Source organism: Streptomyces tauricus, assembly GCF_014650955.1.
Lineage (GTDB): Bacteria > Actinomycetota > Actinomycetes > Streptomycetales > Streptomycetaceae > Streptomyces > Streptomyces tauricus.
In genome coordinates this window covers 1-15,000 of the sequence record NZ_BMVY01000035.1, presented here as the reverse complement: position 1 = coordinate 15,000, position 15,000 = coordinate 1, and the positions used below count along the sequence as shown (strand labels likewise).

Here is a 15,000-nt window from a genome sequence, read left to right as displayed (position 1 = left end):
CGTGCCGTCATGTGGGTGGCGCGGGTTACGACACGCTGCGCAGCGCGTCCGCCGGGCGCATCCGGGAGGCGCGCCAGCCGCCCATCGCACCGGCGATCAGGCCGCCCGCGACCGCGAGGCCCACGGCGAGCGCGATGGTGGTGACGGAGACCGGCGCGGACAGCGCGATGTCGAGGGTGCTCGACGCGCTCTGCCCGCCGGGGCCGCCCCCGCCGCCCGGTCCGCCGCCGCCGGGGCCGCCCTGGCCGCCGCCCGTGGCACCGAGTTCGGCGGTGAGGGTGGGGCTGACGGCCGTGACCGCGTACGCCGCCGCCAGGCCGAGGGCGATACCGAGGGCTCCGCCGAGCAGGCCGTTCACGACCGACTCGCCGACGACCTGCCGGGTGACCTTGCGGCTCGGCCAGCCGAGCGCCTTCAGCGTGCCGAACTCCCGCACCCGGCGGCTGACCGCCGACGAGGTGAGCAGCGCGGCGACGAGGAACGCGGCCGCCAGCACCGCGACGGAGAGCCACTTGCCCACGCTGGTCGCGAGGTCGGAGGCCGTCGACAGCGAGCCGGAGACGGTGTCCGCGAGATCGGCGGAGGTCGTGACCGTCGTACCGTCGATGTTCTTCTGGATGGCCGCCTTGACCGCGTCGATCCGCTGCGAGTCGGACGCCTTCACATAGATCGTGGAGACCTTGTCCTTGGAGTCACCGAGCGTCTGGGCCTGCTTGAGCGGCAGATAGACGTCGGTCGTCGACTCGCTGCTGTCCGGGGTCGCGATCCCGATGACCTCGTACTTCGTGCCGGAGATCTTGATGCTCTCGCCGACGGTGTACTTGTTCTCCTTGGCGTACGACGTACTGAGCACCGCGACCTTCGCGTCGGTCTGCGCCGCCGTGAACGTCTTGCCCTTGCTGATCTTCGTGGTGGCGAGCGGGCCAAGATCCTGGTTCGTGACGTCGACACCCGAGACGGAGTACGAGTTCACGTCGAAGGAGGCGCCGCCGCCCTGCACCTGCGGCTGGCCGGTCGAACCGCCGCCGCCCGCACCGCCGGGGCCGCCACCCTGGCCCTGGGAGCCCTGCGAGGAGGTGTCGGTCCGGGCCTTGCCCTGGGTGAAACTGCCGTCGACCTTCGTCACGTTCAGGGTCAGGGCGCCCACCGCACTCGCCACGTTCTTCTGCGCGGCGACCTTTTCGACGAGCGAGGACTTGAGCGTCTGACCGCCCTGAGTCATCACCCGGTCGGAACTCTGCTCCTCGTCGTCGTCGGAACCGGCGTCGAATTCGAAATTCGGTCTGCCCGACTGGTTGTTGCCGGCGGAAGGGGCCTCCCTGGCCTTGGTCACCGTCATGTCGGTGCCGAGTCCGTAGAGCGACTGAAGGACCTTGTCCTGTGCCTGTGACATGCCGGCCGACACCGAGTTGACGGTGATGACCAGCGCGATTCCGAGCGCCAGACCCATGGCGATGACCAGAGCCGACTTCTTGCGCCGGCTCAGCTCACGCTTGAGATAGATGCCAAACATCCCTGTCCCTAAGGTTCTTGGCGCCCGCTGTGGGCGCTGCCACAAGCTATGGACGAACCTTTGAGACACCCTGAGTAAGGAATGTGTGAGACCTGAGAATGTGCCCTGGGAAATCAGAATCCCGTAAGACAGCTGGTTCCGGGCCGATTGAGGGCCACTTCCCAGCTTCGCCCGCTAGGGTCCCCTGGCGAGCCCCGCCGATGAAGCTACCCCCGCCCCACATACGGCATGCCGCTGGCAAGCACCGTCGCGAACTGCACGTTGGCCTCCAACGGCAGTTCGGCCATGTGCCGGACCGTCCGCGCCACGTCCTCCACATCCATCACCGGCTCCGCGGCCACCTCCCCGTTCGCCTGCAACGCCCCGGTCGTCATCGGTGAGGTCATGTCGGTGGCCGCGTTCCCGATGTCGATCTGCCCGCAGACGATCCGGTACGGCCGCCCGTCCAGCGACAGCGACTTCGTGAGGCCGGTCAGCGCGTGCTTCGTGGCCGTGTACGCCGCCGACCGCGGCCGGGGCGTGTGCGCCGAGATCGAGCCATTGTTGATGATCCTGCCGCCCTGCGGATCCTGCTCCTTCATCTGCCGGTAGGCCGCCTGCGCGCACAGGAACGCCCCGTCGAGGTTCGTGCCGACCACGTGCCGCCAGGCCTCGTACGGGAGTTCCTCGAACGGCACGCCGCCGGGTCCGAACGTACCGGCGTTGTTGAAGAGCAGGTCCAAGCGGCCGAAGTGGTTCCGCGTGGCGGCGAAGAGCGCGGCCACCTCCTCGGGCCGCGAGACATCGGTGCGCACGCACAACGACGTGCGCTCTTTCCCGGCCGGCTCCTCGACGGCACCGGGTGACGCGTCCGCGAGGGCCGCCCGCGCGAGCGCCGCCGTCTCCTCCAGGCGCTCCGCGCGGCGGCCCGCGAGCGTCACCGACCAGCCGGTGCGCAGCAGCTCGACGGCCACGGCCCGGCCGATTCCCGAGCCCGCGCCTGTCACGATCGCGATCTTCGTTCGATGGTCGTCCATGGCCCCGCAGCGTACGGGAGGAGGGTCGACGGTCCGCCATATCCGCCATGTGGAACTCATGCGTCCGACATCTGAGTGTTGTGTACGTGACAGTCCACCGTTGACTCTGGCCACTCCAATGCCTTGTACAACAACCGTCAGGGGAGGGCCAGATGACATCCACCGGCCACCAGCAACCGTCGCAGCACGCCCCCGAACTCCGCGCCGCCGCCCGTCACCTCGGGCGCCGCCGGCTCTTCACCGTCACCGGCGCGGCCGCCGTGCTGGCGTTCGCCACCAACCTGCCGACCGCGGGCGTGGCGGGCGCCGCCGAGTTCGACGCGGCGAAGATCACCGACAACCCCTTCACCCTCGGCGTCGCCTCCGGCGACCCGCAGGCCACCTCCGTGCTGCTGTGGACCCGGCTCGCCCCCACCCCGTACCAGGCGGACTCCGGACTGCCCGCGGAACGCGTCACCGTGCACTGGGAACTGGCCCGCGACGAACGGTTCCGCCACGTCGTCAGACGCGGGGCGACCTTCGCCCACCCCGAGTTCCACCACTCCGTGCACGTCGAGGTCGGCCACCTCGACTCCGACCGGGTCTTCTACTACCGCTTCAGGACCGGCAGCTGGATCAGCGAGACCGGGCGTACCCGCACCGCGCCCTCGTCCCGTGCGCGCGTCGACGAACTGCGGCTGGCCGCGGTCTCCTGCCAGGCGTACCACGACGGGTACTTCACCGCGTACGGCCATCTCGCCGAGGACGACGTCGACGTGGTCTTCCACGTCGGCGACTACCTCTACGAGTACGCGGTCAGCTCCGTGGGCGGCGCCCGCAACTACACCGACCGCGTGCTGCCCGACCTGTTCAACCGCGAGACCATCACGCTGGAGGACTACCGCCTGCGGTACGCCCTCTACAAGACCGACCCCGATCTGCGGGCCGCGCACGCCGCCCACCCCTTCGTGGTCACCTGGGACGACCACGAGGTAGAGAACAACTACGCGGACGACATACCCGAGAACGCCGTACCGCCGGAGGAGTTCCTGCTGCGGCGCGCCGCCGGGTACCGCGCCTACTGGGAGAACCTGCCGCTGCGCCGCCCGCAGCGGCCCGAGGGCCCCGACATGCGGCTGTACCGCCGGATGAACTGGGGCCGGCTCGCGCAGTTCGACATCCTCGACACCCGGCAGTACCGCTCCGACCAGGCGTACGGGGACGGGGCGGACGTGCCCGGGCCCGAGACGGACGATCCGGCGCGCACGATCACCGGCGCGGCGCAGGAGCGGTGGCTGCTGGACGGGTGGCGGGCCTCGCAGGCGCTGTGGAACGTCGTCCCGCAGCAGGTCATCTTCTCCCAGCGGAACTTCGACCTGACCGCGCCGTCCCGGGTCTCCATGGACGCGTGGGACGGCTACCGGGCCTCGCGGGGGCGGGTGCTGGCCGGAGCGAAGTCCGCCGGGGTCGACAACCTGATGGTGCTCACCGGGGACGTCCATGTCGCGTACGCCTTCGACATCAAGGACGACTTCGACGATCCCTCGTCGCGGACGCTCGGTACGGAGATCGTGACGACCTCGATCAGCAGTGGGCGCGACGGGGCGGAGCGGCCCGCCAACTGGGAGACGTACATGGCGGCGAATCCGCATCTGAAGTTCTACGACGGGCGGCGGGGCTATACGACCGTGCGGCTCGGGCGGGAGTCCGCCCGGGCCGACTTCAAGACGGTGCCGGCGGTTACCGTGCCGGGGGCGGCGATCTCGACCGCTGCGTCGTTCGTGACGGAGGTCGGGGACCAAGGGCTCCGGCCGGTGTAGCTCCGCGGAGGTGGGGCGGGGGACTGGCGGTCGGTCGTCGGCTGCGGGCCGGACGTGGCTGGCCGCGCAGTTCCCCGCGCCCTTAAGAACCGAAAGATTGCGCCGTTCCCCGCGCCCCTAGGGGCGCTACGCGGCCTCGCCCGGGTAGGTGACCCCTACCTCTGCTCGGACCGTGTCCAGGGTGCGCATGACCGCGAGGGTGCCGTCGAGGGGGACCAGGGGGGACTCCTTCTCGCCGGCTCGGAGGCAGCGCATCACCTCTGTCGCCTCGTGCTTGAGGCTCGCGCGGGTGCCGTCCGCCGCGTTCGCCGTGTACTCCTGCGGGTCACGGCCGTCGCGGTGCAGGACGAAGCGGTCCGAGTGGAAGAAGCCGTACGGGATGTCGATGCGGCCCTCGGAGCCGGTGACCGACGCGGAGGTCGACGTGCCACCGGTCAGGGAGCAGTGCAGCGAGGCGAGCGCGCCGCTGTCGTACGAGAGCAGCATGCCCGTCTGGAGATCGACGCGCTCCTCCGAGAGCACCGCTCTCGCCGTCACTCCGGAGGGCTCACCGAGCAGCAGATGTGCGAACGACACCGGATAGACGCCCAGGTCGAGGAGCGCGCCGCCGCCCTGCGCCGGGTCGCGCAGCCGGTGGGTGGGAGGGAACGGGCCCGAGAGGCCGAAGTCGGCCTGCACCGTGCGGACCTCACCGATCGCCCCGTCGTCGACCAGCGCCTTCAGCTGCCGGACCAGCGGGTTGCAGTACATCCACATGGCCTCCATCAGGAAGCTGTCGTGCTGCTTCGCCAGGCCGACCAGTTCCTCGGCCTCGCGCGCGTTCAGCGTGAACGCCTTCTCGCACAGCACGTTGCGCCCAGCCTCCAGACACAGCCCGGCCGCCGCCCGGTGCGCCGAGTGGGGAGTCGCCACGTACACGACGTCGACGTCCTCGTCCGCCGCGAGGGACTCCCAGTCGCCGTACGCCCGGGGTATCCCGAACCGCTCCGCGAACCCCTTCGCCGACTCCTCGGTGCGCGACGCCACCGCCACCACCTCGGCGTCGGGCAGATCGATCAGATCCGCGGTGAACGCCGCCGCGATCCCACCGGTCGCCAGCACACCCCACCGCACGCGTTCCTCCGTCATGCCCGACCTCTCGCTTTGTGCCGTCGACGACCGCGACGGCCTCGACCGCTTCGACCATCTGTACGAGACCACCTGTACGAGCTGAGAGCATAGGTGGCGGATCACACGGAGAGGGAGGGGCGCATGCCCGAGCGCGGCCGTACGACGCGGGACCCGGAGAGCCCGGAGACCCGCATACCCAGCGCGGCGGTGACCGAGGAGAGCGTGCTCGCCGCCTCGGCGTCGCCGGTACCGCCACCGGTCGCCCGCCGTTCCGTGGGACTCCTGGTCACGCTGATCCTCGGCGGACTCACGGCCGTACCGCCGCTGTCCATGGACATGTACCTCCCGGCCCTGCCGGACGTCACCGACGCGCTGCACGCCTCCGCCGCCACCGTGCAGCTGACGCTCACCGCGTGCCTCGCCGGTATGGCGCTCGGGCAGCTGGTCGTCGGGCCGATGAGCGACAAGTGGGGCCGCAGACGGCCGCTGATCACCGGACTCGTCGTGTACATCCTCGCCACCGCCGTCTGCGCGATCGCCCCCACCATCGAACTCCTCATCGCCTTCCGGCTGCTCCAGGGCCTCGCGGGCGCCGCCGGGATCGTGATCGCCCGGGCCGTCGTACGCGACCTGTACGACGGCGTGGACATGGCGCGGTTCTTCTCCACGCTGATGCTGATCTCCGGGGTCGCGCCGATCATCGCGCCGCTCATCGGCGGCCAGGTGCTGCGGATCACCGACTGGCGGGGCGTCTTCTACATCCTGACCGCCATCGGGATCGGGCTCACCGTCGTCGTCTGGCGGCTGCTGCCCGAGACGCTCCCGCCCGCCGAGCGCCATGACGGCGGCACCGTCGAAGCCCTGCGCACCATGCGCGGACTGCTCGCCGACCGCGTCTTCACCGGGTACATGCTCACCGGCGGCTTCGCGTTCGCGGCGCTCTTCGCGTACATCTCCGCGTCGCCGTTCGTGATCCAGGAGATCTACGGCGCCTCCCCGCAGACGTACAGCATCCTCTTCGGCGTGAACTCCGTCGGCCTCGTGATCGTCGGCCAGATCAACGGCAAGGTCCTCGTCGGCCGGGTCAGCCTCGACAAGGTGCTCGCGGTCGGCCTCGCGGTCGTCACCGTCGCCTCGGCCGCGCTGCTCCTGATGTCCGCCGGGGCGTTCGGCGAGGTGGGACTGGTCCCGATCGCCGTCGGCCTCTTCGTGCTCATGTCGGCGATGAGCCTGTGCATGCCCAACACCAACGCGCTCGCCCTCATGCGCACCCGGCACTCCGCGGGCTCCGCGTCCGCCCTGCTCGGCACGTCCTCGTTCCTGGTCGGCGCGGTCGCGACCCCTCTCGTGGGCGTCGCCGGCGAGCACACGGCCGTCCCGATGGCCGTCGTCCAGCTCGCGTGTTCACTGGTGGCCGTCGGCTGCTTCATGGCACTGTGCCGTCCCTGGCGGAAACAACCGAACGTACCGCCGAACACACCGACCACCGCACCGCCCACCGCACAGCCGAACGTGAAGGGAGCGGGGAACTGAGCGCACCGAGACTGCGCCCCGGCACGGCGGAACGTGCCGGGCTCGACCCCGGGGAACTCGACGCCCTGGTACGGGAGTTCCGCGCGATCACCGCGGGGGACCGGCCCTGGGCCGCGGGCGCCGTACTGGTCGCCGGACGCGGGCCCGTGATCGCCGTCGAGGAGGCGGCGGGCTGGGCGGTGCGTTACCGCGGGTACGACGAGGACGCGGACGCGGGCGTGGAACTGCCGTGCGGCGACCGCGTGCCGATGACCGTCCGCACCCCCTTCGACCTGGCGTCCCTCACGAAGCTCTTCACGAGCGTCGCCGCCGTGCAGCAGCTGGAGCGCGGCACGCTGGGCATCGACGCGCGCGTCGGGGCGTACCTGCCGGGCTTCACCGCCGCCGCCGAGTACGGCATCACCGTGCGGCACCTGCTCACCCACACCTCCGGGCTGCGGCCCGAACTCCCGCTGTACGACTGCCCGGACGACAGGGCACGGTTCGCCCTGCTGCGGTCCGAGAAACCGGTGACGGCGCCCGGCGCCGCGTACTGCTACTCGGACCTCAACATGCTGCTCCTCCAGCAGGTCCTGGAACGGATCACCCGGCGCCCGCTGGACGCCCTCGTCCGGGACGGGATCACCCGGCCGCTCGGTATGACCGACACCGCCTTCGGCCCCTGCCCGGCCGCGGCCGCCACGGAGGACCAGCGGCGGCCCTGGGCCAAGGCCGACCGGGGCATGCTGCGGGGCGCGGTCCACGACGAGAACGCCTGGGCGCTCGGCGGGGTCGCCGGCCACGCCGGCCTCTTCTCGACGGCGGCCGACCTCGCCGTCTTCTGCCGCACCCTCCTCGCGGGCGGCTCCTACGGCACCGCCCGCATCCTCGGCCCCGACTACGTCGAACTGCTCCTCTCACCGCCCGGCCTCGGCTTCGCCCTCGACCAGCCGTCGTTCATGGGCGCCCTCGCCGGCCACGGCGCGGCGGGCCACACGGGCTTCACGGGTACGTCGCTGGTGATGGACCCGTCCACGGACACGTTCCTGGTGCTCCTGGCGAACACGGTCCACCCGCGCCGCAGACCACCGGACCACGGGCCCCGCGCGACGGCGGCCACCCGGCTGGCCCGGGCGGTCCGGGGGGCCTGAGCGCTGCTCGTAGACTTCGCTCGTGAACGCCCCCGTTTCCCCAGCCGAGACCCTGCGCGCGGCCCTCGCGGGCCTGCTCGACGGACTGCCGCCCAAGGCTGCCGCCCAGGCCGTCGACCGGCTGATCGCGAACTACCGGGGCACCACCCCGACCGACACCCCGATCCTGCGCGACCGCGCGGACGTGGCCGCGTACGCCGCGTACCGGATGCCCGCGACCTTCGAGGCCGTACGGGCCGCGCTGGACGCCTTCGCGGACGTCGTGCCCGAGTGGGCGCCGGGCAGCCATGTGGACGTGGGCGGTGGCACGGGCGCGGCGACCTGGGCCGTGAACGCCACCTGGCCCGGGGAGCGGCCGGTGACCGTGCTCGACTGGGCCGAGCCCGCGCTCGTCCTCGGCCGCGAACTCGCCGCCGCCAGCCCGCAGTTGCGGTCCGCCGAATGGCGCCGCGCCCGGATCGGGGCGCAGCTCGCCCTGCCGGCGGCCGACCTCGTCACGGTGTCGTACGTCCTGGGCGAGCTGACCGAGGACGGCCGCGCCGCGGTCGTGGACGCCGCGGTGGCCGCCGGGCGGGCCGTCGTGATCATCGAGCCCGGGACGCCGGACGGGTACGCGCGCGTCATCGCGGCGCGGGACCGGTTGATCGGCGCCGGGTTCTCCGTCGCGGCGCCCTGTCCGCACAGCGCCACCTGTCCGATCGTGCCGGGGGAGGACTGGTGCCACTTCTCCGCCCGGGTGAGCCGGTCCTCGTTGCACCGGCAGGTCAAGGGGGGTTCGTTGGCGTACGAGGACGAGAAGTTCAGCTATGTCGCCGTGACGCGGGAGCCGGTCGCTCCGGTGGCTTCTCGGGTGGTGCGGAGGCCGCAGATCCGGAAGGGGCAGGTGTTGCTGGACCTGTGCGAGGTGGGGGGTGGGTTGCGCCGCTCCACTGTGACGAAGCGGCAGGGCCTGCTCTACAAGGCCGCGCGCGACGCGGAATGGGGCGACGGGTGGCCGCCGGCGGGGTAGGGCTTTTTTCTCCGCCCCCGCCGCCCCTACCCGTTCCCGTCCCGCATGGGGGCTGCGCCCCCTCGCCCCCTTTGTCCTCAAACGCCGGACGGGCTGGAGGTATACGCCGGTCCGGCGACATCTCAGCCCCTCCGGCGTTTGAGGAGCGGGGGTTCGGGGGCTGGCCCCCGAGTCAGTGACGGGAAGGGTAGGGGCGGCGGGGGCGAGGGAAGTTCTTGGCGAGACGGGGCGTCTTGTGGTGCTGGTAGTTTCGGGTGTATGCCTCCCGACTCCAGCCGCCGCAGCGAGAAGTCCCGCCGCGCGATCTACGCCGCCGCCCTCACCCTCGTCGCAGAGGTCGGCTACCCCAAAACCACCATCGAGGCCATCGCCGCCCGCGCGGGCGTGGGCAAGCAGACCATCTACCGCTGGTGGTCGTCGAAGGCCGAGGTCCTCATGGAGGCCTTCGTCGACCTCGGCGCCCAGGCGGCGGAGGCGGCCGGCAACGGGGACTGGGCGGAGGAGGACGGCATCCCCGACACCGGGGACCTGGAGGCCGACCTCAAGACGGTCCTGCGCGCCACCGTCGACGAGCTGAACGACCCGCGCTACGAGGCCCCGGCCCGCGCGCTCGCCGCGGAGGGCGTGGCCAACCCCGCCTTCGCGAAGGAGTTCGTCGCCACCCTGCTCCTGCCCTCGCTGGAACTGTACGTACGACGCCTGCGCGCGGCCCAGGACGCCGGCCAGGTACGCGCGGACGTGGACCCGTACATCGCACGCGACCTGTTCGTCTCCCCCCTCGCCCAGCGCTGGCTCCAGGGCACCGGCCCCCTCGACCACGCCTTCGCGAACAGACTCGTCGAGTACGCCCTCTACGGCATCGCCCCCCGCTGACCCCCCGCCCCCGACTCCGGCCCCGCCCACGCCCGGACCCGTACCCGGGCCAGCCGTCCCGGCGCGTCCGTGATGATCCCGTCGCAGCCGAGCGCCAGCGCGCGGTCGCGCTGCGCCGGGGTCACCACCGTGTGCGCCCACACCCGCGGGATGCCGGACCGCACGGCCCGTACGAGATCGCGGTCGCGGGCCTTGTGGTCCACGTCCAGGACGTCCACGAACGGCCGCCACCGCCGGGGCCGGTCCGTACGCATCTGGTGCGCCGAACGCCACAGCTGCGAGAGCAGCCCCAGGCGGTGGGTGCGCAGGGCCACCGCGGGACGGTTGGAGTTGACCAGCACCGAACGGGTCAGACCGCGTTCCCTGATCATGGCGGCGATGGCCGTCAGGCTCCGCGGGTCCTTGGCCTCCAGCATCAGCACCACCCGCCCGCCGAAACGGTCCAGCACCTCGGCGAGCGTCGGCGGCCGCTCCGAACGCCAGCTCCCCGGCAGCGCGTCCCTGGGGCGCAGCCGCACCCCCTGCCAGTCCCGCAGGTCGAGCGCGTGCACGGGACCGCCCATGTAGGTCGTGCGGTTCAGGGTGGCGTCGTGCATGACCACCATCGTCCCGTCGCGCAGCATCCGGGTGTCCAGGTCCAGCACCTGGGCCGTCCCGCGCTCGTACGCCGCCATCAGGCCCGTCATGCTGTTCTCCGGGACCTCGCGGGCGCCGCCGCGGTGTGCCGTGTAGACGACGCGGGGCAGCGCCGCCACCGTCAGGGGGCCCGCGTCCCATTCCAGCGGGGTGATCGCCCCGCTCTGTCCCACCAGAGCCAGGGACGTGAGACCGGCGATACCCGTCAGCGCAGTCCGTGTGACCATGCCGACACCGTAGGCGGGCATATCGTGTCAAAGTACGCAATGACACTCGATCACTGCCCCGGGCGGGCATCGCCCCACCTACCCCGGATGTGGGCTCCGGCCCCCCGGAGCGCAGGATGATGGGACGATGAGGCATGCTGTCCGCACAACAGCCAGGCGAGGGCATATATGAGCGCAGAGACGGGCCGCCGCTCCGGCGGGCAGGGCAGGATCTCCCAGTGGTTGCGCGGTCGGCGCCCACGAACGGACGCCGCGGACGACTCCGCGAGCCGTGAGGAACTGCTGCTGGCCGCCGCCGGAGCCGGGCTGCCGCTCGCGCCCGCCGCCCATCCCTCCGCGTACCGGTGTTCCTGTGACCGTGTCGGGTGTCCGACCCCCGCGCGCCATCCCGTCTCGTTCGCCTGGCAGACGCAGTCCACGACCGACCGGGCGCAGATCGAACGGTGGGCCCGGCATCAGCCGCTCGCCAACTTCATCACCGCGACCGGCATGGTGCACGACGTGCTGGACGTGCCGGTGGAGGCCGGGCAGGAGGCGCTGGAGCGGCTGCTCGGCGCCGGGATCGAGGTCGGGCCGGTCGCGCTGTCCGGGGACGACCGGATGCTCTTCTTCACGGCCACGCGCGGGACGCCCGAGGACGAGGACGAGTGGTGGCCGTGCGAGCTGGACTGCCATCCCGAGACGATGGACGAGCATCCGGGGCTGCGGTGGCACTGCCGTGGGTCGTATGTGCTGGTGCCTCCGGCGCGGTTGCCGGGGGAGCTGGTGGTGGAGTGGGTGCGTGGGCCCGAGCATCCGTTGCCGGATCCGTTGTCCTTGCTGGAAGTGCTGACGGATGAATGCGCGCGGTATGCGGGGGTCGAGCGGGAGCAGGTTGCTGCGTGGCCCCTCCGGGGGTGACGGCGGGTTTTGTCTGCGGGTGAGTGGGGGCTGGTTGCGCCGTTCCCCGCGCCCCTAAAAGCGAAAAGGCTTACTCGCCCTTTGCGGCTGTCAGGCCCTGGATTCTGCTCAGGAACTTTATGCGTTGGTCCGATGCTGACTTCGGGGGGTCCAGGACCGCCTGGTTCGAGACGGACTCCAGGGTCAGGGACTGTTTCGGGTCGCCGGTCATCAGCGCTTCGACGTCGGCGTTGCTGATGTTGATCGGGACGCCCTGGGCCGCGGTCTGCTTCTGGTAGTGGCGGGTGGTGAAGAAGACGAGGGCGCCGCCGTCCGCCGTACGCAGGCCGACCGGGGCGTAGTCCCCGGACGTCAGCGGCTCGTCGATGTACTGCTGGGCGAGCCCCGGACGCGCCGCGCTCTTCGCCCGGTCGGCACGCCACTTCGTGGTGTGGGCGCCGTCGGCGAAGGTGCTGCCGCCGTCCTTGAGGTAGGTCGCGTACTGCTGGGGGAGTTTCCCGGGCGCGACCGCCAGATCCGCCGCGTTCGCCGTGACCGGCTCCGCCCAGCCGTCCGCGTTCTTCTTGAACGCCGGTATCTCCTCGGCGGAGGAGATCGTCAGATACGAGACCTGCCACACCTCGTCCGCGTCGCTCCGCGTGAACACCATCAGCCAACGGTCCTCGGCACGGCCCTTGTTGGCCTTCGAGTCGGTGACGAACCAGCGCGGCCAGCCGGCCTTCCGCGGGATCGTGAACTCGGTGTCGGTCAGCTTGAGGGGCACATAGTTCGGGTTGCCGCCCGGCTGGTTCCTGCCGCCGGCCTTCAGCTTCGCCCCGTCGATGTCCCCGAGCGCGCCGGTGACCCGGTCCGCGTCCAGGGACGGGTCGTTGGCGCCGTTCGCCTTGTTGTAGGCGGCCGTGAAGTCCCGCAGGGCACGTGCGGCCTCGCTCTTCGTGGCCCCGGGGAGAACCTCGCGTTCCCCGTGCACGACCACGCACCCGCTCGCCGTCACCGACAGCACGGTCACGGAGGCCGCCGTCAGCGCGCTCCGGCCGAGTCCGCGAGGCCTGCGCGGCCCAGAAGACTTACGAGGGCTGCGATCCCTGCTCATCGAGTCCCTTCACCTTCCCCGTCCCGATCCCGGTTCCCGCTCGACGGTTTCCCGGAGGCGAACCCTACCGGGGCCGGAAGGCGCCCGAGCGGCGGGCCGACGTACCGCGCCCGCCGCGAGCCGGTCTCACGCCTCTTCGCGCACCGGGGCGGGCGACTTGGCCCCGCTCCCGCCCGAGCGTGAAGGCGCCAGGAAGAACGCCAGCGTCGGCACCAGGTACAGGACCCACACGACGACCTGGACGACGGTCGGGTCGGGCTGGAAGTTGAAGACGCCCTTCAGCAGGGTCCCGTACCAGCTGTCCGGGGGGACGGTCCCGCTGATGTCGAAGGCCTTGTTCGTCAGGCCCGGCAGGAAGTCGGCCTCCTGGAGGTCGTGCACGCCGTAGGCGAGGACGCCCGCGGCGACGACGACCAGCATGCCGCCGGTCCAGGTGAAGAACTTGGCGAGGTTGATGCGGACCGCGCCCCGGTAGAAGAGGTAACCGAGCACGACCGCGGTCAGGATGCCCAGCAGTACACCGATCAGCGGGCCCTGGGTGCCGTCGTTCGACGCGCGCACGGACGCCCAGACGAACAGGGCCGTCTCCAGGCCCTCGCGCCCGACGGCCAGGAACGCGGTGGCGACCAGCGCGGCCGTGCCCATCTGCAGGGCCGTGTCGAGTTTGCCGTGCAGTTCGGCCTTCAGGTGGCGGGCGGTGCGCCGCATCCAGAAGACCATCCAGGTCACCAGGCAGACCGCGATGATCGACAGGGAGCCGCCGAGTGCCTCCTGCGCCTCGAACGTCAGCTCCTGGGAGCCGAATTCGAGCGCGAAACCGAAGCCGAGGGCGAGGACGACGGCGACCGCGATGCCGATCCAGATGGGCTTCAGGGCGTCCCTGCGGTCCGTCTTCACCAGATAGGCGATGAGGATGCAGACCACGAGGCTGGCCTCAAGGCCTTCGCGCAGGCCGATCAGATAGTTGCCGAACACGGCCTACGCCTCCTTGGGGTTCTTCGAGAACAGCGCGCGGCCCCACCAGTCGTCCTCGTCGCGGACGCCGGGCGGGATCGCGAACACCGCTGAACCCACGTGCTGGATGTACTCGTTGAGGGCGTCCGCCGCGAGGCTCCGCTGTACCGGGATGAAGCCCTGGCGCACATCACGCTGGTAGGCGAGGAAGAACAGGCCCGCGTCCAGGCGGCCCAGCCCGTCCGTGCCGTCGGTGAAGGAGTAGCCGCGGCGCAGGAGCGTGGCCCCGGCGTTCGTGTCGGGGTGCGCGAGCCGCACGTGCGCGTCGGGCAGCATCGCCTTCAGGAACGGCTCGTCGCGCTCCTTGGCCTTGCCGACGGGCGCGCCCTCGCCCTTGTCCCGGCCGAAGATGTCCTCCTGCTCCTGCAGCGAGGTGCGGTCCCAGGTCTCGATGTTCATCCGGATGCGCCGGGCCACCAGGTACGAACCCCCGGCCATCCAGGCCGAGTCCGCGTCGGTGTCCTTCTCCTCCACCCACACGAACTTCTTCAGCCGGTCCGTCTCGGTCCCGGCGATGTTGCGGGTGCCGTCCTTGAACCCCATGAGGTTACGTGGGGTCTGGGCGTCCGGGGTCGTCGAGGAGGTCTTGCCGAAGCCCAGCTGCGACCAGCGGATGACGACCTTGCCGAAGCCGATCCTGGCGAGGTTGCGGATGGCGTGGACGGCTATCTGCGGGTCGTCGGCGCACGCCTGGACGCACAGGTCGCCGCCGCTGCGGGTCCTGTCGAGGTTGTCGCCGGCGAACTTCGGCAGGTCGACGAGGGCTTCGGGCCGCCGGCCGGCGAGGTCGAACCTCTCGAAGAGGGAGGGGCCGAAGCCGAGGGTGAGGGTCAGCCGTGACGGTGTGAGGCCCAGCGCCTCCCCGGTGTCGTCGGGCGGCGCCTCGGCGAGACCGCCGTACGCGCCCTCGCCGACCGCCCGTCCGGCGGTCATCCGCTGGGCCGCCTCGGTCCAGTCCTTCAGCAGCTGGACGAACGCGGCCCGGTCGTCGGTCTTCACGTCGAAGGCGGCGAAGTGCAGCCGGTCCTGCACGGGGGTGGCGATACCCGCCTGATGGCTGCCGTGGAAGGGGACCTCGCCGCCCGCCCCGGCGGCGGCCGGTCCGGCGTCGTCGCCCGCGCGGGCCACGGCCACCTCGCCCCCGGCC

At 71.4% G+C, this 15,000-nt stretch carries 13 protein-coding genes; 6 read left to right on the top strand and 7 right to left on the bottom strand.

Annotated features, from left to right (window positions below; genetic code table 11):
- Positions 1–25 precede the first annotated feature (25 nt).
- Positions 26–1,513, bottom strand: coding sequence for an ABC transporter permease (locus tag IE278_RS34410; RefSeq protein ID WP_189778269.1), 1,488 nt, complete (start codon positions 1,511–1,513; stop codon positions 26–28).
- 206 nt (positions 1,514–1,719) lie between these two features.
- A complete protein-coding gene (locus IE278_RS34405) occupies positions 1,720–2,529 on the bottom strand; it encodes an SDR family oxidoreductase (protein ID WP_189778267.1) in 810 nt (269 codons plus the stop codon).
- Between the two features lie 152 nt (positions 2,530–2,681).
- Between IE278_RS34405 and IE278_RS34400 the strand changes: the two genes are divergently transcribed.
- Positions 2,682–4,328 (top strand): alkaline phosphatase D family protein, encoded by a 1,647-nt coding sequence (locus tag IE278_RS34400; RefSeq protein WP_189778264.1) that lies wholly within the window; start codon positions 2,682–2,684, stop codon positions 4,326–4,328.
- 126 nt (positions 4,329–4,454) lie between these two features.
- Here the strand turns inward: IE278_RS34400 and IE278_RS34395 are convergent, their stop codons facing one another.
- Positions 4,455–5,456 carry a Gfo/Idh/MocA family protein gene (locus IE278_RS34395; protein WP_189778262.1) on the bottom strand — a complete coding sequence of 334 codons (1,002 nt, stop codon included), beginning with the start codon at positions 5,454–5,456 and terminating at the stop codon, positions 4,455–4,457.
- Positions 5,457–5,579: 123 nt separating this feature from the next.
- Between IE278_RS34395 and IE278_RS34390 the strand changes: the two genes are divergently transcribed.
- The 4 genes from IE278_RS34390 (at position 5,580) to IE278_RS34375 (ending at position 9,983) form a co-directional block, all read left to right on the top strand.
- Positions 5,580–6,971 carry a multidrug effflux MFS transporter gene (locus IE278_RS34390; protein WP_189778260.1) on the top strand — a complete coding sequence of 464 codons (1,392 nt, stop codon included), beginning with the start codon at positions 5,580–5,582 and terminating at the stop codon, positions 6,969–6,971.
- An 11-nt stretch (positions 6,972–6,982) separates the two neighbouring features.
- Positions 6,983–8,101 (top strand): serine hydrolase domain-containing protein, encoded by a 1,119-nt coding sequence (locus IE278_RS34385; RefSeq protein ID WP_373312171.1) that lies wholly within the window; start codon positions 6,983–6,985, stop codon positions 8,099–8,101.
- Between the two features lie 22 nt (positions 8,102–8,123).
- Positions 8,124–9,110: a small ribosomal subunit Rsm22 family protein gene (locus tag IE278_RS34380; RefSeq protein WP_189778258.1), complete on the top strand. Its 987-nt coding sequence runs from the start codon at positions 8,124–8,126 to the stop codon at positions 9,108–9,110.
- A gap of 258 nt (positions 9,111–9,368) precedes the next feature.
- Entirely contained in the window at positions 9,369–9,983 is a 615-nt protein-coding gene (locus IE278_RS34375; protein ID WP_189778256.1) for a TetR/AcrR family transcriptional regulator, read from the top strand.
- Here the strand turns inward: IE278_RS34375 and IE278_RS34370 are convergent.
- Positions 9,962–10,846, bottom strand: coding sequence for a glycerophosphodiester phosphodiesterase (locus IE278_RS34370; RefSeq protein ID WP_189778254.1), 885 nt, complete (start codon positions 10,844–10,846; stop codon positions 9,962–9,964). The genes IE278_RS34375 and IE278_RS34370 overlap by 22 nt on opposite strands.
- A gap of 168 nt (positions 10,847–11,014) precedes the next feature.
- On the opposite strand from IE278_RS34370, the gene IE278_RS34365 reads away from it, so the two are divergent.
- The gene (locus tag IE278_RS34365) at positions 11,015–11,746 is read left to right on the top strand and encodes a bifunctional DNA primase/polymerase (protein WP_189778252.1); all 732 of its coding nucleotides are present in this window, start codon (positions 11,015–11,017) and stop codon (positions 11,744–11,746) included.
- Positions 11,747–11,816: 70 nt separating this feature from the next.
- On the opposite strand, the gene IE278_RS34360 is transcribed toward IE278_RS34365, so the two are convergent.
- The 3 genes from IE278_RS34360 to efeB all read right to left on the bottom strand — a co-directional run.
- Entirely contained in the window at positions 11,817–12,839 is a 1,023-nt protein-coding gene (locus tag IE278_RS34360) for an SCO2278 family lipoprotein (protein WP_189778250.1), read from the bottom strand.
- Positions 12,840–12,965: 126 nt separating this feature from the next.
- Positions 12,966–13,814 (bottom strand): iron uptake transporter permease EfeU, encoded by an 849-nt coding sequence (gene efeU / locus IE278_RS34355; protein WP_189778248.1) that lies wholly within the window; start codon positions 13,812–13,814, stop codon positions 12,966–12,968.
- 3 nt (positions 13,815–13,817) lie between these two features.
- On the bottom strand, positions 13,818–15,000 hold a 1,183-nt coding region (efeB, locus tag IE278_RS34350; protein WP_189778246.1), incomplete at its 5' end, for an iron uptake transporter deferrochelatase/peroxidase subunit.